This window comes from Citrobacter sp. wls615 (genome assembly GCF_005281355.1).
In the GTDB taxonomy this organism is placed as follows: Bacteria; Pseudomonadota; Gammaproteobacteria; order Enterobacterales; family Enterobacteriaceae; genus Citrobacter; species Citrobacter werkmanii.
The window spans coordinates 266984-293369 of record NZ_SZXM01000027.1 but is presented as its reverse complement, the minus strand read 5'-3'; the positions used below and the strand labels follow the sequence as shown (position 1 = coordinate 293369).

The following is a 26386-nucleotide window of genomic DNA, read 5'->3' as shown; positions in this document are numbered from 1 at the left end:
GCGCAGGCGGCTTGAAGGATAACGCGTATAGTCATCTACAGCGGAGTGTGGTTACACCATGATGGACAGCTTACGCACGGCTGCTAACAGTCTCGTGCTCAAGATTATTTTCGGTATCATTATCGTGTCGTTCATTTTGACCGGCGTGAGTGGTTACCTGATTGGCGGGGGCAACAATTACGCCGCCAAAGTGAATGGCCAGGAGATCAGCCGCGGGCAATTCGAGAATGCGTTCAATAGCGAACGTAACCGCATGCAGCAGCAGTTGGGCGATCAATACTCTGAGCTGGCGGCGAATGAAGGCTATATGAAAACGCTGCGTCAGCAGGTGCTGAATCGTCTTGTAGACGAAGCGCTGCTGGATCAGTACTCCCGCGAGCTGAAGCTCAATATCAGCGACGATCAGATTAAACAGGCTATTTTCGCCACGCCTGCTTTCCAGGTGGACGGCAAATTTGATAACAACCGCTACAACGCGATTGTGAATCAAATGGGAATGACCGCCGACCAGTACGCCCAGGCATTACGTAATCAGCTCACTACTCAGCAGTTGATCAACGGCGTTGCCGGTACGGACTTCATGCTGAAAGGCGAAACCGACGAGCTGGCGGCGCTGGTCGCACAGCAGCGTATCGTTCGCGAGGCGACCATTGACGTTAACGCGCTTGCCGCGAAGCAATCCGTTACCGAGCAGGAAGTTGCCAGCTACTACGAGCAGAATAAAAACAACTTTATGACGCCGGAACAGTTCCGCGTGAGCTACATCAAGCTGGACGCTGCTGCACTGCAGGAGACGGCCAGCGATGCTGATATTCAGTCTTACTATGACCAGCATCAGGACCAGTTCACTCAGCCACAGCGTAACCGCTACAGCATCATTCAGACTAAAACGGAAGATGAAGCCAAAGCGGTACTGGATGAGCTGAGCAAAGGCGCTGATTTCGCTGCGCTGGCGAAAGAAAAATCAGCCGACATCATCTCTGCCCGTAAAGGTGGCGATATGGGCTGGCTGGAAGATTCCACCACTCCGGATGAGCTGAAAAATGCCGGCCTGAAAGACAAAGGCCAACTGTCCGGTGTGATTAAATCTTCTGTTGGTTTCCTCGTTGCGCGTCTTGATGACGTACAGCCTGCGCAGGTTAAACCGCTGAGCGAAGCCCGTGACGACATTGCGGCGAAAGTGAAGCAGGAAAAAGCGCTGGATGCGTACTATGCGCTGCAGCAGAAAGTGAGCGATGCAGCCAGCAACGATAACGAATCTCTGGCGGGTGCGGAGCAAGCTGCTGGTATGAAAGCGGTTGAAACGGGCTGGTTTAGCCGTGACAGCCTGCCGGAAGAGCTGAACTTCAAACCGGTCGCTGACATCATTTTCAATGGTGGTCTGGTTGGCGAGAACGGTACGCCTGGCAGTAACTCGGACATCATTACCGTGGATGGCGATCGCGCATTTGTGCTGCGTATTGCAGAGCACAAAGCCGAAGCCGTTAAGCCACTGGCTGAAGTGAAAGAGCAGGTTACTGCGCTTGTTAAGCACAATAAAGCAGAGCAACAGGCTAAGCTGGATGCCGATAAACTGCTGGCAGACCTGAAAGCCGGTAAAGGCGATGAAGCGATGAAAGCAGCAGGTCTGAGCTTTGGTGAGGCGAAAACACTGAGCCGCACGGGTCAGGATCCTCTGAGCCAGGCAGCCTTTGGTCTGAGCCTGCCAGCAAAAGACAAACCGAGTTACGGCGTGGCGAACGATATGCAGGGCAACGTTGTTCTGCTTGCGCTGGACGAAGTGAAAGCGGGTTCTATGCCTGAAGCGCAGAAGAAAGCGATGGTTCAGGGGATTACTCAGAACAACGCGCAAATTACCTTTGAAGCGCTGATGAGCAATCTGCGTAAAGCCGCAAAAATTAAAATCGGTGACGCGCTGGAACAGCAGCAATAACCGAGGCAGCTCGCAAAAAATTGCAAAAAGTTGTATTAACCAAAGGCCGCTTTCGCGGCCTTTTCCATTTCTGATATTTGCCGTTTGTCTGCTGTTCTGCACCTCGCTATCGTGATTCCACTGTTAACAAACACGGAGAAAACAGTATGAAACATGGAATCAAAGCCCTGCTTATCACCCTTTCATTGACCTGCGCCGGTATGGCCCAAAGCGCATTGGCTGCTGAGCCTGTTACCAAAAGCCACGCGACTCAAACCAAAGCGGATGCCTCAGGGGCGGCGCAAAGCAAGGCTACGCAACCCGCTAAAGCAAGCGATGATGAAGGCACCAGGGTAAGCATCAATAGCGCTTCTGCGGAGGATTTAGCGCGAGTGATGAATGGGGTCGGACTGAAAAAAGCCCAGGCGATTGTCAGCTATCGTGAGGAGTATGGGCCATTTAAAACGGTCGATGATTTAAAGCAGGTGCCGGGGATGGGCAGTTCTTTGGTAGAGCGTAATTTGGCAGTTTTAACACTTTAATAACTTGCGCAGTGGCCAATATTTGCCACACTAGAGAGGTCATACCAGTTATGGCCTCACTACCCTGAATATATTCCTATAAAAACGTAAGGTTCCTGCGCTATGCAAACACAAATCAAAGTTCGTGGTTTTCATCTTGATGTCTATCAGCACGTCAACAATGCTCGTTATCTTGAGTTTCTGGAAGAAGCACGCTGGGATGGACTGGAAAACAGCGACAGTTTTCAGTGGATGACCGCTCACAACATCGCTTTTGTGGTTGTGAATATTAATATCAACTATCGTCGCCCGGCGGTGCTGAGCGACCTGCTGACTATTACCAGTCAGGTGCAGCAATTAAATGGCAAAAGCGGCGTGTTGAACCAGACTATCACCCTGGAGCCGGAAGGACAGGTGGTGGCAGATGCGTTGATAACCTTCGTCTGTATTGATTTGAAAACGCAAAAAGCACTACCGCTGGAAGGGGAGTTGCGCGAAAAACTGGAGCTGATGGTGAAGTAGCGGAAAATGCCCGGTGGTACTTGCGCTTACCGGGCCTACAATGGTGGTCAGTCCCGTAGGCCGGATAAGCCCCCCGCGTCGCCATCCGGCAAAACCTAACGTATTACTTAAGACCGGTTTTCTGCTTCATCGCCGCCATTACCGCCGGTTTATCCGCCAGATAATGGTTCAGACCGTTGGCGCGCAGATTACAGGCCGCGCAGTGACCACAACCGTCACCTTTGATGCCGTTATAGCAGGTCAGCGTTTCTTCGCGTACCAGGTCCAGCTTGCCCCAGTAATCGGCCAGCGCCCAGGTTTCGGCTTTATCGATCCACATCAACGGAGTTTCAAAGCGGATATCTTTTGCCATCCCCAGGCTCACGGCATGGTTCAGGGCCTTGACGAACTCATCGCGACAGTCCGGATATCCAGAGAAGTCGGTTTCGCAAACGCCAGTAATGACCGCCTCTGCTTGCACCTGATAGGCGTAAATCGCCGCCAGCGTTAAAAACAGAATATTGCGCCCGGGCACAAAGGTATTGGGAATGCCGTTCGCATCCGGTTCGTAATCCGGCACCGGAATGTTATCGCGGGTCAGGCTGCTGACGGCCAGTTCGCTAAGTAGCGTGACATCAAGCACTTTGTGTGCACGCGCGCCGAGTTTAAAGGCCAGATCACGTGCGACATCAATCTCAGCGCGATGACGCTGACCATAATCAAAGGTCACGCAGTGCACTTCATCATACTGATGTAGCGCTTGCGCCAGACAGGTCGTGGAGTCCTGACCTCCACTGAATACAACAACGGCACGTTTCATGGCTTTTCCTGACAAATAACGAAACCCATATGGTAGCGCCTGGACGTGGTGTCCACCAGCTTCTTCATGCTGAAGGGGGCGGTAACCAGGCTTCGGTGAACTCAAACCAGCCGCGAGGATTCAGACGCACGCCGTTCACGCCCGGTGGCGCACTAATACGATAGTGATAATTGAACAGCGGAGTCAGCGTGGCATCATGCATCAGCGTGGCGAACACTTGCTGTAACGCTGCGTGACGATCATCTTCATTGGCCTGGACTTGAAGGGCATCCAGAGTGGTCTGCAAATGTGTGTATTCAGGGGCATTCAAGACATGTGACCAGAGTTGATCGCAGCGTAACCACTGTTCGAGGGTATATTCAGGCGCTTCGCCAATCAGCCTGTCACCCATCATCAGGTCGGCCTGCGCTAAAGGATGATTACCGTCCCAGTTTTTTGCATTATGAAATATAAGCGTTAATTCACAGCCGAGTAGCGCCAGCGCCTGGCGAAGCTGTTCAGCCATGGCATGTAGTTCAACCGGCAGGTGATATGCCAGCGTCAGTTTTTCCGGTAGCGCTACCTCGTCCAGTTCATCCCATTGCGGGATCGTCCATCCAGGCAGCAGCGCATTGCTCGGGGTTATCAGATTTTCATCTACCTCAAGCGTTTGTAGCAGGGAAGAACGGTGGATAATATTGACCAGTCGGCGGGCCTGCAGGGTATTCAGGCGTGCGCTTTTTCTGAGCGTGAGATAGCAAAAACCGAGGCTTATTCCGCTGCTCACCTGGCTGAGCATGGGCAATTCTTCAGGTTTACCAATCGCAATTTGCACCGGATGGCGACAGCTGGTGCCCAAATCCTGGGAGAAGAGTTGCGGAGTTATCCAGTATTCAATCGCTTTCAGGAGTGGATGACTCAGGTGGTAGTGATCGTGACTCTCGATACGCACCAGCTCAGGGGTAAACAGCGTCAACCGGAACGGGCCGGTACCCACAAACGGGTGCTCAGGATGCGCCAGGTGACTGCTGTAGCTTGCCAGACGGTGCGCCAGCCAGAAGTCGGGACGATGCAGAATAAAGGTCAGACACTGGGGATGCGTCACCTCAATGCGCTTTACGCTGATAAACAGCTTATTCAGCGCGGGCAGCTCAAGTAGCCTCAACAGTTGTTGATGTAACTGCGTGCTGCTGACGGCATCGCCGTTATGCCAGTACAGGGTGGAGCGAATATAGAAATCCCAACGCAGGCCGTCGGCGGAGATATTCCAGTGGTGAGCTAAATCACCGCAGGGGCGTTGCGTATGCGTGTCAAACCGGGTCAGGCCAGAAAATACCTGCCCGGCGAGATGTTGCTCTGCGCGGCCAGGGAGAAATCCGGGGTGCAAAGGGTCAAGTTGACGGTAATAGGGGATACGCAGGGTTGGCGTGTCGTTTTGCCACTGACCGCCCATAAATGGCTGTAGCAGGGCTCTTAATTCACCCGGCGCCAGTTGGGCCAGCTCCAGCACGTTAAGCTGTTCCCCCTTTTGTAGCGCCTGCTCCATCATGGTATTACGTAGCGATTCTGGCGTAACCAAAAAACATAGCTGCCCGCGTTTACCCCGCCCTGACTGGGCGTGCCACTCCAGCCAGCCTGCATCCTGCGCTTGTTTTAACAGGGTTCGCACGTGGCGCTCGCTGCAAAAACAGCGTTCAGCCAGTTCGCCCACGGTCACAGACTGTGGTTCGCCGTTCGACGGTTGCCACAGGCGTTGGTATTGATTTAGTCGGTTCAATAGTCGCATATAAACCCGGAACAATTAATTTTATCTATTCACTATTACTTCCGTATATCTCAGGTGATACTGAATCACAAGTTAACCGCCTCACAGTGTGGAGAAAGAGATGGCTCGTCTGGCTGCATTTGATATGGATGGCACCCTTTTGATGCCGAATCACCATTTAGGTGATGAAACGCTTTCAACGCTGGCGCGCCTGCGTGAACGTGATATCACTCTGACATTTGCCACCGGTCGTCATGTGCTGGAGATGCGCCATATCCTGGGTTCCATTTCGCTGGACGCCTTTTTGATCACCGGTAACGGTACGCGTATTCACACGATCGAGGGCGATGTGTTGCACCGCCAGGATCTGGATCCGAATGTTGCAGATACTGTGTTGCACCAGAAGTGGGACACCACGGCCAGCATGCATGTCTTTAATGACAACGGTTGGTTCACCGGACAAGAAATTCCAGCGCTGCTTCAGGCACATGTGTATAGCGGATTTCGCTATCAGATCGTGGATGTGAAACGTATTCCCGCCCACCAGGTCACGAAGATCTGTTTCTGCGGCGATCATGACTCGCTGATCCGTCTGCGTATTCAACTCAATGAGGCGCTGGGTGAGCAGGCGAATCTCTGTTTCTCCGCAGTTGATTGCCTCGAGGTACTGCCGCTGGGTTGTAATAAAGGTTCTGCGCTGGCGGTATTAAGCAACCACTTAGGTTATTCAATGGCTGAGTGTATGGCGTTTGGCGATGCCATGAACGATCGCGAAATGTTAGGCAGCGTAGGGCGCGGCCTGATTATGGGTAACGCGATGCCGCAACTGATTGCTGAACTGCCTCATCTATCGGTGATTGGGCATTGCCGCAATCAGGCAGTATCACACTTTTTGACGCATTGGCTGGACAATCCGCATCTACCTTATTCCCCCGAATGAGAGATCCCTTCCAGCAAGCCAGACTTCGCGTCTGGCTTTTTTTTGTCTGATTAGTGGGTATTCAGGAGTTGAGCCAGCTCCGCTTTCCACGGCGTTAAATCACCGATGTGCGTGTCGACCCACTGCGGGTTGTAATAGGTTTCCAGATAACGTTCGCCGCTGTCGCACAGCAGCGTCACCAGCGATCCCGTTTCTCCTGCGTCGCGCATACGGGCGGCAAGTTGTAATGCTCCCCACATGTTGGTACCGGTTGAGGCACCAACTTTACGGCCCAGCTGTGTTTCCAGCCAGTGCGCGGTAGCCACGCTTGCGGCATCCGGCACGCGCAGCATTTCATCGACCACATCAGGAATAAAAGACGGTTCTACGCGTGGGCGACCGATACCTTCGATTTTGCTACCTACCGGGCTGCGTAATGTTGCATCGCGATTTTGCCAGAAGGGCAGAAAGACCGAGTTTTCCGGATCCACCACCATCAAATGAGTATCGTAGCCCTGACAACGAATATAGCGGCCAATGGTTGCCGAGGTGCCGCCGGTTCCGGCGCTCATTACGATATGCCGGGGAACGGGATTGGGCTCGCATTGCATCTGACGAAAGATACTGTCGGCAATATTGTTGTTACCACGCCAGTCGGTGGCACGCTCTGCGTAAGTGAACTGATCCATATAATGGCCGTTCAGCTCACGAGCCAATTGTTCAGAAGCCGCATAAATTTCGCAGGCGCTTTCCACGAAATGACAGCGCCCACCGTAAAACTCAATCTGTTCAATTTTACGTTTCGCAGTACACGAAGGCATAACGGCGATAAACGGTAAGCCTAACAGACGGGCGAAATAAGCTTCGGAGACCGCCGTTGAGCCGGATGATGACTCGATGATGGTGGTGCCTTCTTTGATCCAGCCATTGCACAGTCCATACAGAAGCAGTGAGCGGGCCAGACGATGTTTCAGGCTCCCGGTCGGATGTGTGCTCTCATCTTTTAAATAGAGCTGAATGCCCGGAAACGCCGGGAGCGACAGACGAATGAGATGCGTATCCGCAGAACGCTGATAATCCGCATTGATTTCATTGATGGCGTTTTTAACCCAGGAGCTATTCATCATTAAAAGATATCCATTTGTCATTTTGTGCCCAGAATAGCGAAAAGCACGGAAAAAATTGTTGCCATTTAGCCTTTAAAATAGAATGTAAGGAGAAAATTCTTCTCTGTGGAGTGGATATGTTAGACAAAATTGACCGTAAGCTGCTCGGCTTACTGCAAAAAGACTGCACCCTTTCTTTGCAGGCGTTAGCAGATGCCGTTAATCTGACGACCACCCCTTGCTGGAAACGCCTCAAACGGCTTGAAGATGATGGTATCCTGCTGGGGCGAGTCGCCCTGCTGGATCCCGAAAAACTGGGGCTGGGCTTAACCGCGTTTGTGTTGATCAAAACTCAGCACCACAGCAGCGAATGGTATTGCCGCTTTGTCACCGAAGTCACCGGAATGCCGGAAGTTCTGGGATTCTGGCGTATGGCAGGGGAGTATGACTACCTGATGCGGGTCCAGGTCGCCGATATGAAAAGCTACGATGAATTTTATAAGCGCCTGGTGAACAGCGTGCCGGGCCTGTCTGATGTTACCTCCAGCTTTGCGATGGAACAGATTAAATACACAACTGCTCTACCGATTGAATAATTCTTCCGGCGCTCATTGCCGGAAATCTTGTCAGGACATAACGCGTGCGATTATTTGCTCAATTAAGCTGGTACTTCCGCCGGGAGTGGCGTCGCTACCTCGGGGCAGTGGCCTTGCTTATCATCATCGCTATCCTTCAGCTTATTCCGCCGAAAGTGGTCGGGATCATTGTGGATGGCGTGACGACTCAACGCTTCACCACCGAACGGCTGCTGATGTGGGTGGGGACAATTGCCCTGATTGCCGTGGTGGTTTATTTGCTGCGTTATGTCTGGCGCGTGCTGCTGTTTGGCGCATCCTACCAACTGGCGGTTGAGCTGCGGGAAGATTATTACCGTCAGTTGAGTCGCCAGCATCCAGAATTTTATCTGCGTCACCGTACGGGCGATCTGATGGCGCGTGCCACCAACGATGTCGATCGAGTGGTGTTTGCCGCTGGCGAAGGCGTGCTGACGCTGGTGGATTCGCTGGTAATGGGGTGTGCGGTGCTGATCGTGATGTCAACGCAGATAAGCTGGCAACTGACGCTCATTGCGCTGCTGCCGATGCCGGTGATGGCGTTGATGATCAAACGTTACGGTGATCGACTCCATCACCGTTTTAAGCTGGCGCAGGCGGCGTTTTCCAGCCTCAACGATCGTACTCAGGAAAGCCTGACCAGTATTCGTATGATCAAGGCTTTTGGGCTGGAGGATCGGCAGTCGGCATTATTTGCCGCAGATGCTGAAGATACCGGTAAGAAAAACCTGCGGGTGGCACGTATTGACGCCCGCTTTGATCCCACGATTTATATCGCCATTGGGATGGCTAACTTGCTGGCGATTGCCGGGGGAAGCTGGATGGTGGTGCACGGTTCGCTGACGCTCGGCCAACTGACCAGCTTTATGATGTATCTCGGACTAATGATTTGGCCGATGCTGGCGCTGGCCTGGATGTTTAACATCGTCGAACGTGGCAGCGCCGCGTATAGCCGAATTCGCGCCATGCTGGCTGAAGCGCCGGTGGTGGATGACGGTACTGAACCGGTGCCGGAAGGACGCGGCGAGCTGGCGGTGGCGATTCGCGAGTTTTGCTACCCACAAACCACCCACCCGGCGCTGGAAAATGTGAATTTCCAGCTTAAACCTGGACAGATGCTGGGCATCTGTGGTCCGACTGGCGCGGGAAAAAGTACGGTGCTGTCGCTGATCCAGCGTCATTTTGATATCACCCAGGGCGATGTGCGCTTTCATGATATCCCGTTAACGCGCTTACAGCTGGATAGCTGGCGCAGCCGACTGGCGGTGGTTAGCCAGACGCCATTCCTGTTTTCAGATACCGTCGCCAATAACATCGCCTTAGGACGCCCGCAGGCCACGCAGGAAGAGATCGAACATGTGGCGCGCCTTGCCAGCGTTCATGAGGATATTTTACGTCTTCCTCAGGGCTATGACACCGAGGTGGGTGAACGCGGGGTGATGCTGTCCGGTGGGCAAAAACAGCGAATCTCTATTGCCCGTGCGCTGCTGTTGAACGCTGAAATTCTGATTCTGGATGATGCGCTGTCGGCAGTAGATGGTCGTACCGAGCATCAGATCCTGCATAACCTGCGCCAGTGGGGCGAAGGCAGAACCGTGATTATCAGCGCTCACCGTTTATCGGCTTTGACGGAAGCCAGCGAGATTATCGTGATGCAGCATGGGCATATTGCTCAGCGCGGTGAACATGAATCGTTAGTGCAGCAGCCTGGCTGGTATCGCGATATGTACCGTTATCAGCAGCTGGAAGCGGCGCTGTCCGATGCGCCAGAGATAAACGGGGAGGCGGCTAATGCGTAGTTTTGGGCAACTATGGCCGACCCTGAAAAGGCTGCTGAAGTACGGTTCGCCATGGCGAAAACCGCTGGCGATTGCGGTAGTCATGCTGTGGGTGGCGGCTGCGGCGGAAGTCAGCGGCCCGCTGCTGATTAGCTATTTTATCGATAACATGGTGGCGAAAAACAACCTGCCGCTGGCGATGGTCGCCGGGCTGGTTGCGGCGTATGTGGGATTGCAACTGCTGGCGGCGGGTCTGCATTATGCGCAGTCACTGTTATTTAATCAGGCGGCGGTTGGCGTGGTGCAACAGTTGCGCACTGATGTCATGGACGCTGCGCTGCGCCAGCCGCTCAGCGCCTTTGATACTCAGCCCGTCGGGCAGCTTATCTCACGTGTGACCAATGACACGGAAGTGATTCGTGACCTGTATGTGACGGTTGTGGCAACGGTTCTGCGCAGTGCGGCCTTGATCGGCGCGATGCTGGTGGCGATGTTCAGCCTGGAGTGGCGCATGGCGCTGGTCGCGATGATCATTTTCCCGGCGGTGCTGGTGGTGATGGTGATTTATCAACGTTACAGCACCCCGATTGTGCGCCGGGTGCGCGCTTATCTGGCGGATATTAACGATGGGTTTAACGAAGTCATCAACGGCATGAGTGTTATCCAGCAGTTCCGCCAGCAGGCGCGATTTGGCGAAAGAATGGGCGAGGCCAGCCGTTCGCACTATATGGCGCGGATGCAGACCCTGCGCCTGGATGGCTTTTTGCTGCGTCCGCTGCTTAGCCTTTTCTCGGCGCTGATCCTCTGCGGTTTATTGATGCTGTTCAGCTTTACCTCTGGCAGCTCCATCGAGGTTGGTGTGCTGTATGCGTTTATTAGCTATCTCGGGCGGTTGAACGAGCCGCTTATCGAGCTGACAACCCAGCAGTCAATGCTGCAGCAGGCGGTTGTCGCCGGTGAACGTGTGTTCGAATTGATGGATGGGCCACGTCAACGCTATGGTGACGATGACCAGCCGCTAAAGAACGGGGATATCGAGGTAGATAACGTTTCATTTGCCTATCGTGACGACAATCTGGTGCTGCAAAACATCAGTCTGTCCGTGCCTTCGCGTAGCTTTGTGGCCCTGGTCGGGCACACCGGCAGCGGCAAAAGTACGCTGGCCAGCCTGCTGATGGGGTACTACCCGCTGACGCAGGGGGAAATCCGCCTTGATGGGAGACCGCTGTCTTCGCTGAGCCATGGTGTATTACGCCAGGGCATCGCGATGGTGCAGCAGGATCCGGTGGTGATGGCGGATACCTTCCTGGCAAATGTCACGCTGGGCCGCGATATCTCAGAAGAGCGGGTATGGCAGGCGCTGGAGACCGTGCAACTGGCGGAGCTGGCGCGCGGCCTGAGCGAGGGGATTCATACCCGGCTGGGCGAGCAGGGCAATAATCTCTCCGTTGGGCAAAAACAGCTGCTGGCGCTGGCGCGAGTGTTGGTTGAAACGCCGCAGGTACTGATCCTCGACGAAGCCACGGCCAGTATTGACTCCGGCACGGAACAGGCGATTCAGCAAGCGCTGGCGGCGGTGCGTGAACACACCACGCTGGTGGTGATTGCGCATCGCTTATCGACGATTGTCGATGCGGACACCATTCTGGTGCTGCACCGTGGACAGGCGGTTGAGCGAGGTACGCACCAGCAATTACTGGCGGCACAAGGCCGTTACTGGCAGATGTATCAACTGCAACTGGCGGGCGAGGAGCTGGCAGCCAGTACGCAAGAGGATTCCATTATTGCCTGATAGCTGAGACCAACCCGGTATCGTAGGCCGGACGGCAATCAACAATCTGGTGCAAAAATGTAACGCACTATGCACCGTTATAGTGCGTTTTTTCTTTTTCCCCCTCAACCCTCCTCGGCTAGCCCGAACCATCCTGCCATTTTCATTCCTGGCACACCCCTTGCAGTATTCATCTGGTGTATCTGCAGCCACTACTGAATTCTGACTGGAGGGGATCTATGAAGCTGGTTACCGTGGTAATCAAACCGTTCAAACTGGAAGACGTCCGCGAAGCCTTGTCGTCTATTGGTATTCAGGGGCTGACCGTCACCGAAGTGAAGGGGTTTGGCCGACAGAAAGGTCATGCCGAGCTGTACCGTGGGGCTGAATATAGCGTCAATTTTTTGCCCAAGGTGAAGATTGATGTGGCGATTGCCGACGACCAACTGGATGAAGTGATTGATGTCATCAGCAAGGCGGCCTACACCGGAAAAATTGGCGACGGCAAAATCTTTGTCGCCGAGCTGCAACGCGTGATTCGTATTCGTACCGGCGAAACTGACGAAGCCGCACTGTAACGTCTGGCACACAGTGATAGGAAACCAAAAAATGAAGATAGCAACGATGAAAACAGGTATTGCTTCACTGGCGCTGTTGCCGGGACTGGCGATGGCGGCACCGGCGGTCGCGGACAAAGCGGATAACGCTTTTATGATGATCTGTACCGCGCTGGTGCTGTTTATGACCATTCCTGGCATTGCGCTGTTTTACGGCGGTTTGATTCGCGGTAAGAACGTGTTGTCGATGCTGACTCAGGTGACGGTGACATTTGCCCTGGTCTGTATTTTATGGGTGGTTTATGGCTACTCTCTGGCCTTTGGCGAAGGGAATAATTTCTTCGGCAACTTCAATTGGGTATTGCTGAAGAACATCGCGCTGACGGCGGTCACGGGGAGCTTCTACCAGTACATTCACGTTGCTTTTCAGGGCTCTTTCGCCTGTATCACCGTTGGGCTTATCGTTGGGGCGCTGGCTGAGCGTATTCGCTTCTCGGCGGTACTGATTTTTGTGGTGGTGTGGTTAACGCTGTCTTACATCCCAATAGCCCATATGGTCTGGGGCGGCGGTTTGCTGGCTTCTCACGGTGCACTGGATTTTGCCGGCGGGACGGTTGTACATATCAACGCGGCGATTGCCGGTCTGGTGGGTGCTTATCTGATTGGCAAACGCGTTGGTTTTGGTAAAGAAGCCTTTAAACCGCATAACCTACCGATGGTCTTCACCGGCACCGCCATTCTCTACATTGGCTGGTTCGGCTTTAATGCCGGTTCTGCGGGCATGGCGAATGAAATCGCTGCACTGGCTTTCGTCAATACCGTGGTCGCCACCGCTGCCGCCATCCTCGGGTGGATCTTCGGGGAATGGGCGCTGCGCGGTAAACCGTCTCTGCTGGGGGCCTGTTCTGGGGCCGTTGCGGGTCTGGTTGGCGTAACGCCTGCCTGTGGCTATATCGGTGTCGGCGGGGCGTTGATTATTGGCGTGGTAGCCGGTCTGGCGGGCCTGTGGGGGGTGACGATGTTGAAGCGTTTTCTGCGCGTGGACGATCCGTGTGATGTGTTTGGTGTTCACGGCGTATGTGGCATTGTCGGCTGCATCCTGACCGGGGTTTTTGCCGCCAGCTCTCTGGGAGGCGTGGGGTTTGCTGAGGGCGTGACCATGGGGCATCAGTTACTGGTGCAACTGGAAAGCGTGGCGATTACCATCGTCTGGTCCGGCGTGGTGGCCTTCATTGGTTATAAGCTGGCGGATATGACGGTGGGTCTGCGCGTACCAGAAGAGCAGGAACGCGAAGGTCTGGATGTGAACAGTCACGGCGAGAACGCCTACAACGCCTGATTTCTCAATATGCCGGATGGCACTAATGTTTATCCGGCCTACAACGATGTAGTCTGTAGGCCGGATAAGGCATCAATTGCGATTACGCATTACCCCTTCCTGTACGGTAGAAGCGACCAGCACGCCATCCTGGGTATAAAATTCTCCGCGCACAAAGCCCCGTGCACCGGAGGCGGAAGTACTTTCGACGTTATACAGCAGCCATTCATTGATATTGAACGGACGATGGAACCACATTGAGTGGTCAATGGTGGCGATCTGAATCCCTTTTTCCAGGAAACCAATCCCGTACGGTTGCAACGCGACGGGCAGGAAGTTCAGGTCAGAGGCATAACCCAGCAGATACTGATGGACGCGCAGATCGTCTTGCAGCTGACCGTTGGCGCGGATCCATACCTGACGGGTCGGAGGAGCGACGTGACCTTTTAAGGGGTTATGAAACTCTACCGGACGTACTTCCAATGGGCGATCGTTGATAAATTTTTCTTTCAACAGCGGCGGTAGCAAATGCGCCACTGAGCGGGCAATTTCCGTTTCTGACTTCAACTCATCGGGACCCGGCGCATCCGGCATGGTTTTCTGATGTTCAAATCCGTCTTCCGGTGCCTGAAAAGAGGCTGTCATATAAAAAATGGGTTTACCGTTTTGGATTGCGGCAACGCGGCGTGCGCTGAAGCTGTTACCATCACGCAGGACTTCTACATCATAAATGATGGGTTTTTGGCTATCGCCGGGGCGTAAAAAGTAGCTGTGAAAGGAGTGCACCAGACGTTCTTCCGGGACGGTTTCTTTCGCGGCATATAGCGCCTGACCGACAACCTGTCCGCCAAAAACCTGACGTAATCCTAAGTCTTCACTTTGGCCGCGAAAGAGTCCTTCTTCTATTTTTTCCAGATTTAACAATGTCAGCAAATTTTTCAGTGCCAGACTCATACGTGCTCTCCAGGTGATATCGATGTCGCGCGAGGTAGGCAGAGTATAACGCAATTTTGAAAGTGGTCCGATGGGTGCAATTGTCTGAATTACGGGCCTATTACAGGCAAAAACAGCTGTCTTGTGCCACACTTAATCACGTTATGTTTTTGTTAACCACTCTTCTGGCGAGGAAAGTTCTCGCTGGTGCATAGATGATAAGGAGAATTTAATGAAACTCGTGCACATGGTAAGTGGTTTAGCGGTTGCAGTCTCTCTGGCAGCCTGCGCCGATAAAAGTGCAGATATTCAGACACCTGCGCCAAGCCCTAATACGTCAATTTCTGACACACAGTCTAAAATTCAACAGCCCAATGTCTCTGGTACGGTATGGATCCGCCAGAAAGTGGCTCTGCCACCGGATGCGGTGCTGACCGTCACGCTGTCGGATGCGTCGCTGGCCGATGCGCCGTCAAAAGTGCTGTCGCAAAAAGCGGTGCGTACTGAAGGTAAGCAAGCGCCATTCAGCTTCGTATTACCGTTTAACCCGGCAGATATTCAGCCCAACGCGCGTATTCTGCTGAGTGCCGCAATTACGGTGAATGGCAAACTGGTCTTTATTACCGATACCGTTCAGACGGTTATCAATCAGGGCGGGACGAAAGCCGACCTGACTTTGGTTCCCGTGCAGCAGACCGCAGTCCCGCTTAATGCTGGCGGCGGCGCAACCACCACGGTGCCTTCGACCTCACCAACCCAGGTGACCCCGTCTTCTGCCGTTCCTGCTCCCACGCAGTATTAAGGCAGTCGTAACCCTCTCCATGAGGAGAGGGTTAGTACACCCAGCGATAGCGCTGTAAATCGATTTGCCCGCTGCCGGAAACGACAATGCCTTCTGCCAGCAACGCCTGACGTTGTCGTTGCAGATCGGGGCCCGTCAGTGAAATAGCACCGTGGCGATTGACGACCCGATGCCAGGGCAGGGAACTACCTTCGGGGAGACGCTTAAGCACGCCGCCTACCTGGCGCGCAGCGCGCGGCGATCCGGCAAGTCTGGCGACATCGCCATAGGTGGTGACGAATCCTTCGGGGATTGACGCGACAATTTGCCAGACGCGTTGGGGGAAAGTGTCTTGTATATCCATCATTTATTCCTGCGCTAATCCTTCAGCATAATCCTGAATGGCGAGTGAGTGAAGCCGCATTGCGCAAGAAAACAGCATCCGATGCTGGATGGGTTGCATTTACAGGGTGCAGCAGTGATAATGCGCCTGCGCGTTGGTTAACAACGCTCTCAATGGGGGCTCTGTTGGTTCTCCCGCAACACTACTCTGTTTACCAGGTCAGGTCCGGAAGGAAGCAGCCAAGGCAGATGACGTGTGTGCCGGGATGTAGCTGGCAGGGCCCCCACCCAATTCTGCCGTCCGGCAATTTCTTCGTATTGCTCCCGCCTGGTGTGATGCCAGGGCAAAATTAAATTATTTTGCGCATTTTCCCGCTGCTGGCCTGCAAACGCAGGTTATCCCAAATGGGTTGCAACACCCTGAAGGCGGCGCGTGCTGTATCATCCGGCAATGTGAAGGGCATGCGCAAAAAACGATCGAATGCGCCATCGAGGCCGAAGCGCGTACCGGTTCCTAACTGAATCCCCGCGCTTTCGGCGCGTGCAGCAAAGAGCGTCGCCAGCGTATCGGGCAGTTCGACCCAGAAAGAGAGTCCTCCTTGTGGTTGGGTAAACTGCCATTCCGGGAAATGTGTATACATCAGACTGGAACACAGATCGCGCTGCGATGTCAGCAACCGTCTTCTGTCAGGCAGAAAGCGCTCAGCGTTATCCAACAACCAACGGGTGGCGAGTTGTTCAAGTACCGGAGAGCCCAAATCGAAGGTGTCGCGGGTTTGTACCAGGGCGGCAATTGTTCGTGACGAAGTCCGAATCCAACCCAAACGTAATCCTCCCCAAAAGCTTTTCCCTGCCGAACCCAGTAAAATGATTGGGGCATCGCGATTGAACGCGGCAAGCGGCGGTGGTGGCGGGGCGTCGTACCACAGGTTCACCATCGTCTCATCGACTACCAACGTGGTACGCGTTCTTTCGGCAATATCTGCGATAACCTGGCGGGTTGCGGCGTCCATGCAGCGCCCGGTCGGGTTATGAAAGTCTGGCATCAGGTAGGCCATTCTGGGCGCCGTTTGCGCGATGGTGGCGACCAGACCGGCCGTATCCCAACCCTGCTCGGGTAGCGACACGCCAACAGGCCGACAAGATGCGCCCTGAATAGCGGCAATCGCCAGCGGATACGTGGGGTGATCAACGACGACGCGATCGCCAGGACCTGTCAGCAAACGCAGGATCAGCGCCAGACCGCTGACCGCGCCATTCACCACCATTATTTCATCGGGCTGCGTGGGGAGTCCGCGCTCGCAATAATGCCAGGCGATGGATTCACGTAAAGCTGCCAGCCCCTGCGGCAGATACCCGGAACTCAGCAGATGCTGCGGCATCGCGAACAACGCTTGCTGATAAGCCTGATGAATTTCGGGACCGGCACTGAGCGCTGCCGTGGACAAATCAAGCGCAGTGCCAGCGCTGGTTCGCGTTGGCACGTGGCGAATGTGTTCCGGCAGAATAACCCGTGAACCGCTCCCATGACGGCTCTCCAGATAGCCTTCCTCACGCAGTTGCGCCATAGCACTGGCAACGGTGGTTCGGCTCACTTCCAGAACGGCAGCGAGTTCACGCTCGCCAGGCAAGCGGCTATCCAGCGCCAGACGACCATCGAGAATCAATAGACGTAGCGCTTCTGCCAACTGTCGCCAGAGGGGCGTTCGCGAAGGGCTTTCCTGCCAGTGGCCGAGCAGGCGCTGCAAAGACTGACTTCCATAACGGCGAGATGACATAGCAGTCCACTTTTTGAAAACTGGACATTAATCATAGTGCCAATTACGGGGAAGATGAAAGCTATCTGAGAGTGAGAGGGAAAAAGCATGCTGCGTCGTTTACTTCAGCTGTATATCGGTCTGGCGCTGTACGGTGTGTCGACAGCCATGTTTGTTCGTGCCGATTTAGGGGCCGATCCGTGGAACGTATTTCACCTGGGCGTGGCCAATTTACTGTCGATGAATATCGGCGTGGTGATTATTGTCGTAGGCGTGTTGGTGCTGCTGGCGTGGATACCGCTACGCCAGCGTCCCGGATTTGGCACCCTGAGCAATGTCATTATGATTGGGCTGGCTGCAGATGCCGCGCTGGTGGTGATCCCGGGATTTGAATCCCTGCTGGCGCGCAGCGGCCTGCTGGTGACGGCGGTGATACTGAATGCATTAGCCACCAGTTTATACATTGGCGCTGGTTTTGGCGCGGGCCCACGGGACGGTCTGATGACCGGTATTCACGCACGTACCGGATGGCCAGTACGACGCATTCGCACCGCTATTGAAGTGTCCGTGTTGCTTATCGGTTGGCTGTTGGGGGGAACCGTGGGGGTTGGCACGGTATTGTATGCGCTGGCTATTGGGCCGTTAATTCAGATTTGCCTGCCGTGGTTTCGCCACCAGCCACAGTCGCGCATTCGTGTCAGGAGTGAGTCTGGGGCACGATCGTCCGCTGGCGACTAAACTTAACCTCGACTGACGCGGTCAGAATCGGCTTGCCGCGCAGTAAACTTCGGAGGTTTTTCTCATGAAGTATGTTGATGGTTTTGTGGTTGCCGTACCCGCTGAAAATAAGGAGGCGTACATTGCGATGGCGGCAAAAGCAGCTCCGCTTTTCAAGGAGTTCGGCGCATTACGCGTGGTGGAGTGCTGGGCTGATGATGTCCCCGACGGCAAATTGACCGATTTTCGCATGGCAGTGAAAGCGCAGGATCATGAAGAGGTGGTATTCAGCTGGATTGAATACCCATCCAAAGAGGTCCGCGATGCGGCGAATCAGAAGATGATGTCCGATCCCCGTATGAAGGAATTCGGTGAATCTATGCCATTTGATGGCAAGCGAATGATCTACGGTGGATTTGCGCCCATTATGGACGAGTGATGTGACTGGCTGTGCGGCGTGCCGCCAGCCATCTCAACATCAACAGCCCTGTTAAAGCCGTTTTTCAGCCCACAGAATAAATTCCGCTTTTGGCAGTGCCTTACTGTAAAGCCAGCCCTGACCATACTGCACGCCATGTTGTCGTAGCCAGGCTTCCTGATTTTCAGTTTCGATACCTTCTGCCACCATTTCCAGCTTCAGCGTTTTGGCAATCTCAATGATATGCGGCGTCACGTTGTTGTACTCCAGGGCATCAACAAAGGATTTATCTATCTTCAGGATGTCCACATCCAGATCCTGTAAATAGCTCAGGCTGGAATAGCCGGTCCCAAAGTCATCGATGTATATCGAGTGTCCCGCCTGACGATATTTAGCAATAAACGGCGCGCTGTTTTTCGGATCGGCAAACTCGCGTTCGGTCAGTTCCAGCGCGATTTGCGCTGGCTTAAGCTGCCAGTGTTTTACCTTCTGGCCTAACAGAGCGGGAAGCGTTTCAGAAGCCAGATCGGCTGACTCAAGGTTAATGGAGATATGCTGATCCGGATGTTGACGCAGCCATTTTCCTAAATCGTCAAACACGCTTTCAATTATCAAACGCGTGAGGGGTTTTGTCAGTCCGGTCTCCTGCGCCATCGCGACAAAAATTTCGGGCGACAAATAGCTCCCATCGGCCTGCTGCCAACGGGCCAGCGCTTCTGCCCCGACCACTTTTCCCGTTGTGAGTGAGATAATCGGCTGGTAATGGACCTTGATATCCCGATTCTGGATGGCATCCTGCAACTGGTGATGGGGGGACTGTAAGCGGCGCAAAATGCGCAGAATAAAGGCGGCGGTAAGCAGGCCGATGATAATCCCTGCCGGGACCCAGATCAGGGCCTGTCGGTGCCAGGTTTTCTGTAATGGTAGGGTAGATGCCCAGGTGACGATCGTGATGCCCAGTTCGGGGAAGGGGCGAGCATTAAAAATACTGCTACCTTTCTGAAAATGAGTGATCGAATGTTCTTGTTTCACGTGTTGCAAAACGTCTGATGGCAGCGCGGCGCTACTGGCAACCACCACGTTGCGCGCGGTGCCAATGATTGTGACTTCTATCGGCCATGAGCCAAACGGGATGACGTCAATAAAGGAGCCCGGATCGACCATTACAACATAATGCTCGCTACCTAAAGCTGCCATAAAACGCTTGATGCCCAAATCATTTTGCGTAGTAAGCCATGCGCGATATCCATCCGGCGTGACTTTCATTGCCGGTGGAAATGCGGCAGCCTGGCTGCTTTTTTCCAGAGAAGAACATTGTGGAACATTATCTTTGAGATACAGCACTTCCTGAATATAGCGATAGCTATATGACAAGCGACGCATTTCCAGCAGATGCTCGTCACTACAAGGCACCCCCTGAAAGGATTCTATGTGGCGTAATGCTTTCCTGGCCTGCTCGCCGACGCGTTCCGTGCGCAATGCGGCTCGTGTTGAGAACATATCGAGTTCATCGATAAATTTTGTTTCGACCTGACGATGTGCCAGCCACAAGCTTAAACCTACGGGCGCGAGAATAGAAAGAAACAGCACCCCGGTTACCAGGCTTATCAGATGTCGTGTTGTCACAATGATATCCTTATTAACACAGCGTAAGGAAAGTATATCTGAAAGCCGAAAAAGCTATTCGATTGGCATCATATATTTAGGGCCACTTATCATCCCGTTTGTTTGTCCGTAGCGTAAATCAGGTTGTGATTTAAACAAGAGTGGTGTATTTTGGTGGTTATGTTATAACGTAACAATTGAGGTTGCCATGAAACCGGATATCCATCCTTTTTATCGTACCGTGGTGTTTCACGATACCAGTGCCAATGAATATTTTAAGGTCGGTTCGACCATCAAAACCGAACGTGAGATTGAGTTCGAGGGGAAAACGTACCCGTATGTGACCCTCGATATCTCCTCTAAGTCACATCCATACTACACCGGAAAACAAAAGACCTTTGATAACGAAGGTAGCGCAGCGCGCTTCCAGAAACGTTTTGGTCATTTTATTGGTGCTAAGCGAGGTTAAAATGCAGGTACTCAATTCGCTTCGCAGCGCAAAACAGCGGCACCCTGACTGCCAGATAGTGAAACGCAAAGGGCGCTTGTATGTTATCTGTAAAACGAATCCGCGATTTAAAGCGGTACAGGGTCGTAAAAAAAGACGTTAGTTTCATTGCCAGCATTCAGGGATTAAAGTGCGTTTCCTTTACAGGGACGCACTTTTTTATGGTAACGGCGAAATTACTGGCTGGCCTGCGGGCGGGTGAGCGTAAACACATCGTAGAACGAGAGTTCGCCTTTACGTGAAATCATCTTTTGCAACTGTGCTTTATGTTCGCTATCAACTGAAGGGGAGTGCAAAATAGAGTCGATCAGTGAGGATGGAACAAAACGCGTGTTGTACCATTCACCGTTATAGCAAACTCTGAAATCCAGGACGTCGATGTCTTCATAGCGATAGCGCGGCGCCACGTCGAAAAAGAAAAAGCCGTTAAGTATGACAAACAGTACTACCAGCAGCCATACCGAATCGACCAGCGTTTCTGACTGTAGCATTACCGCCAGCGTAGCAAACCACGCCACATACATACCGATAAACAGCCCCGGATGTTTGCGAATAAAGCTGATGCTAAAGCGCGGTTTGTTGTCGCGCTTCTCGCGAATATTTAAGTCGTCGATTGTTTCGGTAAGCAGGCGCTGTATTTCTGTCATCTCTTGCCTTCGTGATATCTGCAAAATTCAGGAGGGATCGCCCTATTTTAAAAGGGGACACCTTCTGAAGAAAGTAACAGATTAACCACAATTTAGCATAACAGTTACATTTAAGATCACAGTGTTTTGATGATCCTCGCGGGATTACCGCCGACTACGCTGTTTGCCGGAACGCTTTTCGTCACCACCGCGCCAGATGCTACAACGACATTATCTCCGAGCGTTACGCCTGGATTTATTACTGCACGTCCGCCTATCCAGACGTTGTTGCCAATAGTGACGGGTTTTCCCAGCTCCAGACCGCTGTTGCGTTCGGTCGCATCAAGCGGATGCGTGGCTGTGTAGATATGGACGCCGGGTGCCAGCATGCAGTTATCGCCAATATGGATTGGACAGACATCAAGCATGACGCAGTCGAAGTTGGCGTAAAATTCTTTACCGAGGTAGATGTTATAACCGTAATCACAGCGGAAAGAGGGTTCAATATACGCGCCCTCGCTTTGACCCAACAGATCATGCAGGATGGCCTGACGCTCACTTTTTGCGTCTGGCGCAGTGAGATTGTAGCGATGGGTCAACTGACGAGCGCGTAGTCGGTCGTCGCGCAACGTTTCATCTGCCGGGCGATAGAGTTCACCGGCGATCATTTTCTGCTCTTCTTTACTCATTACGAATTCCCTGTGTACTGATGAACATTTCAGCACAGTAAAACGCAATGCAAATAAGGGGAACGTTCCCGTTACTTCACTGTGATCGTTGTCACGTGATTTGAATTAAATAACCATTGTAAGTGCGAAAATGGTCAGTCAGACAAATGTACCGCTATACCTGACTTAACCTTGAGAACAATTAGCGAATGAATTTCCAAACGGAAGTTGGAATCTTGTCGTAGAGCTTATTCATGGTCAATTCAGCAAGGCGGTGATCCGCTGCTGAGTAAAATACAGCCAGTTCGTTGTCGGACAATTCATATTTATTTTTTTCAATAACGCGCTCAAGCGTGTCAATTGTCTGGCAGCGTCGCAGCCGCATCAAATAATCTGTTTTAGTTAATGGTTTATCAGACATAACTCTTACCTATGATTGTAATAATTTTTAACAAGACAAACTAACAGGATTAGCCCTGGTGGCATTGACAAAACAGCGAAACAGTCGATTACCTGATTTCCGCCATTTCTGCAGATCCTGCGTATTAATACCATAACTGCTGAACAACATAAAAGTGTCATCCAGGTATTCATCTATCTGCGCAATCAGCTTATTGTCCTCATTGTACTTAATTTTATAATTAAGTGCGAAGGTTGCAATATGCTCTATCAGTTCATTGAGCTGTAAGCTGGTTGCAGAGGTAGGGTCGTTAACCCAGCCATGGTTACTTTGTTCAAGGTTTGCAAGACAGTCATGATACAGAGTTTCGCAGAGAAATTTAAGCTGCGCGATATCATGTCTTTTGGGTGAGTATTCATCCATAACGCATCCCCTTCTTCGTGGCTTAAACTAACCGAACACCTTCGGGATGGATACAACAAACTACCTGGAACTTGCCCGCGACTCCTGATGATTTAACTATAATCTACTCTAAAAAAGATTTCATCGTCATATCACGAAAAATTACAATTATGCAAAATTATGATGTAGCGTCATTTTTACATTTTAACAGATAAATGCAGTTATTCGAAATCGGACAAATTCTTTATTCTTCGGGCAATCATCGGGTTATCTTGATTAGCTATAGCAACAACAGGCAACAACCGACAAGATCGACCGATAGCTAGGAATAATCTTAATATTTATTAACGTAAATAAGAACTCTCAACACTTTTTAAGAATAGCCTTTAAGGCTACAGGGATTATATCGCTTATTTAAGCTGGAGCAAATAAACAGAATCGCAATAAGTGGATTTTATGATTTTTCCAGAAAAAAGGCCGCTTGCGCGGCCTTATCTTTAGAGAGGTATCAATGATGATCGACTGAGTGGCTATGCTCAATATCTTCATTTTTGCGGCTAAAGCGGCGGCGTACCACCACAAAGAACACCGGAACAAAGAAGATAGCCAACACGGTTGCCGTCACCATCCCGCCCATTACGCCAGTACCAACGGCGTTCTGCGCGCCGGAACCTGCGCCGGAACTGATTACCAGCGGCATTACGCCCAGAATAAAAGCCAGTGACGTCATGAGGATCGGACGTAAACGCATGCGGACCGCGTCCAGCGTTGCCTCAATCAGTCCTTTGCCCTCTTTATCCATCAAGTCCTTGGCGAATTCGACGATAAGTATCGCGTTCTTCGCCGACAACCCAATGGTTGTGAGCAGGCCTACCTGGAAGTAAACGTCGTTAGTCAGGCCACGGAACGTTGCCGCCAGCAATGCGCCTATAACCCCCAACGGTACCACTAGCATTACGGAGAACGGAATAGACCAGCTCTCGTACAATGCCGCCAGGCACAGGAAGACGACGATCAGTGAAATGGCATACAGAGCAGGGGCCTGGTTGCCAGACAGTCGTTCCTGATAGGACATACCTGTCCAGTCATAACCGATACCGGATGGCAGTTTGCTGGCCAGTTGCTCCATCATTGCCATCGCTTCACCGGTACTTTTACCCGGTGCGGCCTGGCCTAAGATCTCCATGGAAGGCAGACCGTTATAGCGTTCCAGACGCGGTGAACCATATTCCCAACGTGAGGTAGAGAAGGCGGAGAATGGGACCATCTGTCCATCGCTGCCGCGGACGTACCAGTTGCCAATATCTTCCGGTAACATACGGTATTTCGCTTCAGACATGACGTAAACTTTCTTCACACGACCACGGTCGATGAAGTCATTCACGTAGCTTCCGCCCCATGCTGCACCCAGCGTTGTATTAATATCACTAATGGAAACACCCAGAGCCTGCGCTTTTTCCTGATCGATATCGATCTTGAACTGCGGCGTATCTTCCAGACCGTTAGGACGTACGCCGACTAACAGATCAGGATGTTTCGCAACTTCACCAAACAGCTGGTTACGTGCCTGGGTCAGTTTTTCATGGCCCAAACCTGCCTGGTCAATCAACTGGAAGTCAAAACCGGTGGCGGTACCTAACTCCACAATGGCTGGCAGGTTAAAGGCAAAGACCATTGCATCTTTAATCTGCGAGAATGCGCCCATCGCACGCTCGGTAATCGCCTCAACTTTATTCTCTTTACCTGGGCGTTCACTCCAGTCTTTCAGCGAGACGAACGCGATACCGGTGTTCTGACCACGACCCGCAAAACCGAAGCCGTTAACGGCGAATACCGATTCAACGTTCGCTTTTTCTTTCGTCAGATAGTAATCCGTCATTTCGTCCAGCACCTTCTGGGTACGCTCTTGCGTTGCACCCGCTGGCAGCTGAGCCATGGACAGGAATACCCCCTGGTCTTCATCTGGCAGGAACGAACTTGGCAGACGAACGAACAGATAGGCCATGCCCACGACGATGATCAGATACAGCGCCAGATAACGACCGGTACTGCGCAGAATACCGCCCACGCTGTCGGTGTAATGGTGCGTGCTCTTATCGAACATGCGGTTAAACCAGCCGAAGAAGCCTTTTTTACCTTCTCCGTGATCGCCTTTAGCAATCGGTTTGAGCATGGTCGCACACAGAGCAGGGGTCAGAATCAATGCCACCAGTACTGACAACGCCATCGCGGAAACAATGGTGATGGAGAACTGACGGTAAATTGCACCGGTAGACCCCCCGAAGAATGCCATCGGGATAAATACCGCTGACAGCACCATCGCGATACCCACCAGCGCGCCCTGAATCTGGCCCATTGATTTACGTGTCGCTTCCTTCGGCGGTAGTCCTTCTTCCGCCATAACACGCTCAACGTTCTCGACCACCACGATGGCGTCATCCACCAACAGGCCAATGGCGAGCACCATCCCGAACATCGTCAGGGTGTTTATCGAGAAGCCGAAAATCGCAAGGACGGCAAAAGTACCCAACAGCACCACCGGTACGGCGATAGTCGGAATCAACGTCGCGCGGAAGTTCTGCAGGAACAGATACATGACCAGGAACACGAGGATGATCGCTTCCGCCAGCGTTTTCACCACTTCGTGAATAGAGATTTTCACGAACGGTGTGGTGTCATATGGGTAAACGATCTTCAGACCTGACGGGAAGAACGGTTCCATCTTCTTCAGTTCGTCGCGGATAGCATTTGCCGTGTCCAGGGCGTTAGCGCCTGTCGCCAGCTTGATACCCAGACCGGATGCCGGTTTACCGTTGAACTTCGCAATGATGTCGTAGTTCTCGCCGCCCAGCTCTACTTTCGCCACGTCACGCAAACGAACCTGGGAACCATCCTGATTTACTTTCAGCAGAATTTTGCTGAACTCATCGGCGGAGGTCAGACGGGTCTGCGCGATGATCGACGCGTTAAGCTGCTGGCCTTTCACCGGCGGCGTACCACCTAACTGACCGGCTGCAACCTGGGCGTTTTGCGCTTTGATTGCGTTGATGACATCAACCGGTGTCAGCTGGAAATTGTTCAGTTTGTTCGGATCCATCCAGATACGCATTGCGTACTGCGAACCGAACAGCTGAACGTCGCCCACGCCTGAAGTACGGCTAATGGCATCCTTCATGTTGGCGCCAACGTAGTCGGAAATATCCTCCTGCGTCATGGTGCCATTGGTGTTGATAACACCGACGACCATCAGAAAGCTGCTGGATGACTTCTCAACGCTAACCCCTTGCTGCTGTACTTCCTGCGGCAGTAACGGCATAGCCAGCTGCAGTTTGTTCTGCACCTGTACCTGCGCAATGTCCGCATCAGTACCAGACTGGAAGGTTAGGGTGATCTGCACGGTACCCGTGGAGTCACTGTTTGAGGACATGTACATCAGGTTATCGATACCGTTCATATTCTGTTCGATAACCTGCGTAACAGTATCCTGTACTGTTTTGGCATCAGCGCCAGGGTAGGTCGCGGAGATCGTCACTGCTGGCGGTGCAATAGTCGGATATTGCGCTACCGGCAATTTGAGGATCGCGAGCCCCCCTGCCAACATGATGATAATGGCGATCACCCACGCAAATATTGGGCGATCGATAAAGAAATTAGGCATGTCTTAACGG

Annotated in this window: 25 protein-coding genes, 1 other RNA gene and 1 pseudogene; 15 read left to right on the top strand and 12 right to left on the bottom strand. The window is 52.6% G+C overall.

Features of this window, described 5'->3' with window-relative positions; all coding sequences use genetic code 11:
• The first annotated feature begins 58 nt into the window (after nucleotides 1–58).
• From ppiD to fadM, 3 genes are all read left to right on the top strand, one after another.
• Nucleotides 59–1933, top strand: coding sequence for a peptidylprolyl isomerase (gene ppiD, locus FDX04_RS11070; RefSeq protein WP_137348996.1), 1875 nt, complete (start codon nucleotides 59–61; stop codon nucleotides 1931–1933).
• 146 nt (nucleotides 1934–2079) lie between these two features.
• Entirely contained in the window at nucleotides 2080–2454 is a 375-nt protein-coding gene (locus FDX04_RS11065) for a helix-hairpin-helix domain-containing protein (protein WP_137360412.1), read from the top strand.
• A gap of 102 nt (nucleotides 2455–2556) precedes the next feature.
• Complete coding sequence (gene fadM, locus FDX04_RS11060; protein ID WP_042310094.1) at nucleotides 2557–2955, top strand: long-chain acyl-CoA thioesterase FadM; 399 nt, start codon at nucleotides 2557–2559, stop codon at nucleotides 2953–2955.
• A 103-nt stretch (nucleotides 2956–3058) separates the two neighbouring features.
• Here the strand turns inward: fadM and queC are convergent, their stop codons facing one another.
• Nucleotides 3059–3754: a 7-cyano-7-deazaguanine synthase QueC gene (queC, locus tag FDX04_RS11055; RefSeq protein WP_137360413.1), complete on the bottom strand. Its 696-nt coding sequence runs from the start codon at nucleotides 3752–3754 to the stop codon at nucleotides 3059–3061.
• A gap of 64 nt (nucleotides 3755–3818) precedes the next feature.
• The gene (locus FDX04_RS11050) at nucleotides 3819–5519 is read right to left on the bottom strand and encodes an SgrR family transcriptional regulator (RefSeq protein WP_137370923.1); all 1701 of its coding nucleotides are present in this window, start codon (nucleotides 5517–5519) and stop codon (nucleotides 3819–3821) included.
• A gap of 100 nt (nucleotides 5520–5619) precedes the next feature.
• Between FDX04_RS11050 and cof the strand changes: the two genes are divergently transcribed.
• Nucleotides 5620–6438, top strand: coding sequence for an HMP-PP phosphatase (gene cof / locus FDX04_RS11045; RefSeq protein ID WP_137360415.1), 819 nt, complete (start codon nucleotides 5620–5622; stop codon nucleotides 6436–6438).
• Nucleotides 6439–6488: 50 nt separating this feature from the next.
• On the opposite strand, the gene FDX04_RS11040 is transcribed toward cof, so the two are convergent.
• Nucleotides 6489–7544: a PLP-dependent cysteine synthase family protein gene (locus FDX04_RS11040; RefSeq protein WP_249935526.1), complete on the bottom strand. Its 1056-nt coding sequence runs from the start codon at nucleotides 7542–7544 to the stop codon at nucleotides 6489–6491.
• A gap of 116 nt (nucleotides 7545–7660) precedes the next feature.
• On the opposite strand from FDX04_RS11040, the gene FDX04_RS11035 reads away from it, so the two are divergent.
• From FDX04_RS11035 to amtB, 5 genes are all read left to right on the top strand, one after another.
• Nucleotides 7661–8119 (top strand): Lrp/AsnC family transcriptional regulator, encoded by a 459-nt coding sequence (locus FDX04_RS11035; protein ID WP_170972906.1) that lies wholly within the window; start codon nucleotides 7661–7663, stop codon nucleotides 8117–8119.
• Between the two features lie 44 nt (nucleotides 8120–8163).
• On the top strand, nucleotides 8164–9936 hold the full coding sequence (locus tag FDX04_RS11030) for a SmdA family multidrug ABC transporter permease/ATP-binding protein (protein ID WP_061381564.1): 1773 nt from the start codon (nucleotides 8164–8166) through the stop codon (nucleotides 9934–9936).
• A complete protein-coding gene (locus FDX04_RS11025; RefSeq protein ID WP_137360417.1) occupies nucleotides 9929–11707 on the top strand; it encodes a SmdB family multidrug efflux ABC transporter permease/ATP-binding protein in 1779 nt (592 codons plus the stop codon). The genes FDX04_RS11030 and FDX04_RS11025 overlap by 8 nt, the downstream gene beginning before the upstream one ends.
• A 218-nt stretch (nucleotides 11708–11925) precedes the next feature.
• Nucleotides 11926–12264 (top strand): P-II family nitrogen regulator, encoded by a 339-nt coding sequence (gene glnK / locus FDX04_RS11015; RefSeq protein WP_006685697.1) that lies wholly within the window; start codon nucleotides 11926–11928, stop codon nucleotides 12262–12264.
• A gap of 31 nt (nucleotides 12265–12295) precedes the next feature.
• Nucleotides 12296–13582: an ammonium transporter AmtB gene (amtB, locus tag FDX04_RS11010; RefSeq protein WP_042310082.1), complete on the top strand. Its 1287-nt coding sequence runs from the start codon at nucleotides 12296–12298 to the stop codon at nucleotides 13580–13582.
• 72 nt (nucleotides 13583–13654) lie between these two features.
• Here amtB and tesB read toward each other — a convergent pair whose 3' ends face one another.
• A complete protein-coding gene (tesB, locus tag FDX04_RS11005) occupies nucleotides 13655–14515 on the bottom strand; it encodes an acyl-CoA thioesterase II (protein ID WP_042310080.1) in 861 nt (286 codons plus the stop codon).
• Nucleotides 14516–14726: 211 nt separating this feature from the next.
• Here tesB and FDX04_RS11000 point away from each other — a divergent pair, with 211 nt between their 5' ends.
• Nucleotides 14727–15296, top strand: a complete 570-nt coding sequence (locus FDX04_RS11000; protein ID WP_042310078.1) for a YbaY family lipoprotein — start codon at nucleotides 14727–14729, stop codon at nucleotides 15294–15296.
• Between the two features lie 31 nt (nucleotides 15297–15327).
• On the opposite strand, the pseudogene FDX04_RS10995 reads toward FDX04_RS11000, so the two are convergent.
• Nucleotides 15328–15717: pseudogene (locus tag FDX04_RS10995) on the bottom strand (MGMT family protein).
• An 84-nt stretch (nucleotides 15718–15801) separates the two neighbouring features.
• On the opposite strand from FDX04_RS10995, the gene ffs reads away from it, so the two are divergent.
• Nucleotides 15802–15898, top strand: an RNA gene (gene ffs / locus FDX04_RS10990) — signal recognition particle sRNA small type.
• Between the two features lie 69 nt (nucleotides 15899–15967).
• On the opposite strand, the gene FDX04_RS10985 is transcribed toward ffs, so the two are convergent.
• A complete protein-coding gene (locus FDX04_RS10985; RefSeq protein WP_137370921.1) occupies nucleotides 15968–17395 on the bottom strand; it encodes a PLP-dependent aminotransferase family protein in 1428 nt (475 codons plus the stop codon).
• Between the two features lie 87 nt (nucleotides 17396–17482).
• On the opposite strand from FDX04_RS10985, the gene FDX04_RS10980 reads away from it, so the two are divergent.
• Nucleotides 17483–18112 carry a YitT family protein gene (locus FDX04_RS10980; RefSeq protein WP_137360420.1) on the top strand — a complete coding sequence of 210 codons (630 nt, stop codon included), beginning with the start codon at nucleotides 17483–17485 and terminating at the stop codon, nucleotides 18110–18112.
• A gap of 64 nt (nucleotides 18113–18176) precedes the next feature.
• Complete coding sequence (locus FDX04_RS10975; RefSeq protein WP_042310059.1) at nucleotides 18177–18530, top strand: DUF1428 domain-containing protein; 354 nt, start codon at nucleotides 18177–18179, stop codon at nucleotides 18528–18530.
• 51 nt (nucleotides 18531–18581) lie between these two features.
• Here the strand turns inward: FDX04_RS10975 and FDX04_RS10970 are convergent, their stop codons facing one another.
• The gene (locus tag FDX04_RS10970) at nucleotides 18582–20135 is read right to left on the bottom strand and encodes an EAL domain-containing protein (RefSeq protein ID WP_137360421.1); all 1554 of its coding nucleotides are present in this window, start codon (nucleotides 20133–20135) and stop codon (nucleotides 18582–18584) included.
• A 187-nt stretch (nucleotides 20136–20322) separates the two neighbouring features.
• Here FDX04_RS10970 and FDX04_RS10965 point away from each other — a divergent pair, with 187 nt between their 5' ends.
• Complete coding sequence (locus FDX04_RS10965) at nucleotides 20323–20583, top strand: type B 50S ribosomal protein L31 (RefSeq protein WP_038638331.1); 261 nt, start codon at nucleotides 20323–20325, stop codon at nucleotides 20581–20583.
• A gap of 1 nt (nucleotide 20584) precedes the next feature.
• Nucleotides 20585–20725 (top strand): type B 50S ribosomal protein L36, encoded by a 141-nt coding sequence (gene ykgO, locus FDX04_RS10960; RefSeq protein WP_005125190.1) that lies wholly within the window; start codon nucleotides 20585–20587, stop codon nucleotides 20723–20725.
• 73 nt (nucleotides 20726–20798) lie between these two features.
• Here ykgO and FDX04_RS10955 read toward each other — a convergent pair whose 3' ends face one another.
• The 5 genes from FDX04_RS10955 to acrB form a co-directional block, all read right to left on the bottom strand.
• Nucleotides 20799–21269 carry a YlaC family protein gene (locus FDX04_RS10955; RefSeq protein WP_042310054.1) on the bottom strand — a complete coding sequence of 157 codons (471 nt, stop codon included), beginning with the start codon at nucleotides 21267–21269 and terminating at the stop codon, nucleotides 20799–20801.
• A 116-nt stretch (nucleotides 21270–21385) separates the two neighbouring features.
• Nucleotides 21386–21937, bottom strand: a complete 552-nt coding sequence (maa, locus tag FDX04_RS10950; protein ID WP_137360422.1) for a maltose O-acetyltransferase — start codon at nucleotides 21935–21937, stop codon at nucleotides 21386–21388.
• A gap of 181 nt (nucleotides 21938–22118) precedes the next feature.
• Entirely contained in the window at nucleotides 22119–22337 is a 219-nt protein-coding gene (locus FDX04_RS10945; RefSeq protein WP_002892050.1) for an HHA domain-containing protein, read from the bottom strand.
• Nucleotides 22338–22364: 27 nt separating this feature from the next.
• A complete protein-coding gene (tomB, locus tag FDX04_RS10940) occupies nucleotides 22365–22739 on the bottom strand; it encodes an Hha toxicity modulator TomB (protein WP_003021733.1) in 375 nt (124 codons plus the stop codon).
• Between the two features lie 487 nt (nucleotides 22740–23226).
• Entirely contained in the window at nucleotides 23227–26376 is a 3150-nt protein-coding gene (acrB, locus tag FDX04_RS10935; protein WP_038638345.1) for an efflux RND transporter permease AcrB, read from the bottom strand.
• Nucleotides 26377–26386 lie beyond the last annotated feature (10 nt).

Coding starts and splice junctions, on each gene's coding strand:
- ppiD (WP_137348996.1), top strand. CDS start 59: ATGATGGACAGCTTACGCACGGCTGCTAACAGTCTCGTGCTCAAGATT.
- FDX04_RS11065 (WP_137360412.1), top strand. CDS start 2,080: ATGAAACATGGAATCAAAGCCCTGCTTATCACCCTTTCATTGACCTGC.
- fadM (WP_042310094.1), top strand. CDS start 2,557: ATGCAAACACAAATCAAAGTTCGTGGTTTTCATCTTGATGTCTATCAG.
- queC (WP_137360413.1), bottom strand. CDS start 3,754: ATGAAACGTGCCGTTGTTGTATTCAGTGGAGGTCAGGACTCCACGACC.
- FDX04_RS11050 (WP_137370923.1), bottom strand. CDS start 5,519: ATGCGACTATTGAACCGACTAAATCAATACCAACGCCTGTGGCAACCG.
- cof (WP_137360415.1), top strand. CDS start 5,620: ATGGCTCGTCTGGCTGCATTTGATATGGATGGCACCCTTTTGATGCCG.
- FDX04_RS11040 (WP_249935526.1), bottom strand. CDS start 7,544: ATGATGAATAGCTCCTGGGTTAAAAACGCCATCAATGAAATCAATGCG.
- FDX04_RS11035 (WP_170972906.1), top strand. CDS start 7,661: ATGTTAGACAAAATTGACCGTAAGCTGCTCGGCTTACTGCAAAAAGAC.
- FDX04_RS11025 (WP_137360417.1), top strand. CDS start 9,929: ATGCGTAGTTTTGGGCAACTATGGCCGACCCTGAAAAGGCTGCTGAAG.
- glnK (WP_006685697.1), top strand. CDS start 11,926: ATGAAGCTGGTTACCGTGGTAATCAAACCGTTCAAACTGGAAGACGTC.
- amtB (WP_042310082.1), top strand. CDS start 12,296: ATGAAGATAGCAACGATGAAAACAGGTATTGCTTCACTGGCGCTGTTG.
- tesB (WP_042310080.1), bottom strand. CDS start 14,515: ATGAGTCTGGCACTGAAAAATTTGCTGACATTGTTAAATCTGGAAAAA.
- FDX04_RS11000 (WP_042310078.1), top strand. CDS start 14,727: ATGAAACTCGTGCACATGGTAAGTGGTTTAGCGGTTGCAGTCTCTCTG.
- FDX04_RS10985 (WP_137370921.1), bottom strand. CDS start 17,395: ATGTCATCTCGCCGTTATGGAAGTCAGTCTTTGCAGCGCCTGCTCGGC.
- FDX04_RS10980 (WP_137360420.1), top strand. CDS start 17,483: ATGCTGCGTCGTTTACTTCAGCTGTATATCGGTCTGGCGCTGTACGGT.
- FDX04_RS10975 (WP_042310059.1), top strand. CDS start 18,177: ATGAAGTATGTTGATGGTTTTGTGGTTGCCGTACCCGCTGAAAATAAG.
- FDX04_RS10965 (WP_038638331.1), top strand. CDS start 20,323: ATGAAACCGGATATCCATCCTTTTTATCGTACCGTGGTGTTTCACGAT.
- ykgO (WP_005125190.1), top strand. CDS start 20,585: ATGCAGGTACTCAATTCGCTTCGCAGCGCAAAACAGCGGCACCCTGAC.
- FDX04_RS10955 (WP_042310054.1), bottom strand. CDS start 21,269: ATGACAGAAATACAGCGCCTGCTTACCGAAACAATCGACGACTTAAAT.
- maa (WP_137360422.1), bottom strand. CDS start 21,937: ATGAGTAAAGAAGAGCAGAAAATGATCGCCGGTGAACTCTATCGCCCG.
- FDX04_RS10945 (WP_002892050.1), bottom strand. CDS start 22,337: ATGTCTGATAAACCATTAACTAAAACAGATTATTTGATGCGGCTGCGA.
- tomB (WP_003021733.1), bottom strand. CDS start 22,739: ATGGATGAATACTCACCCAAAAGACATGATATCGCGCAGCTTAAATTT.
- acrB (WP_038638345.1), bottom strand. CDS start 26,376: ATGCCTAATTTCTTTATCGATCGCCCAATATTTGCGTGGGTGATCGCC.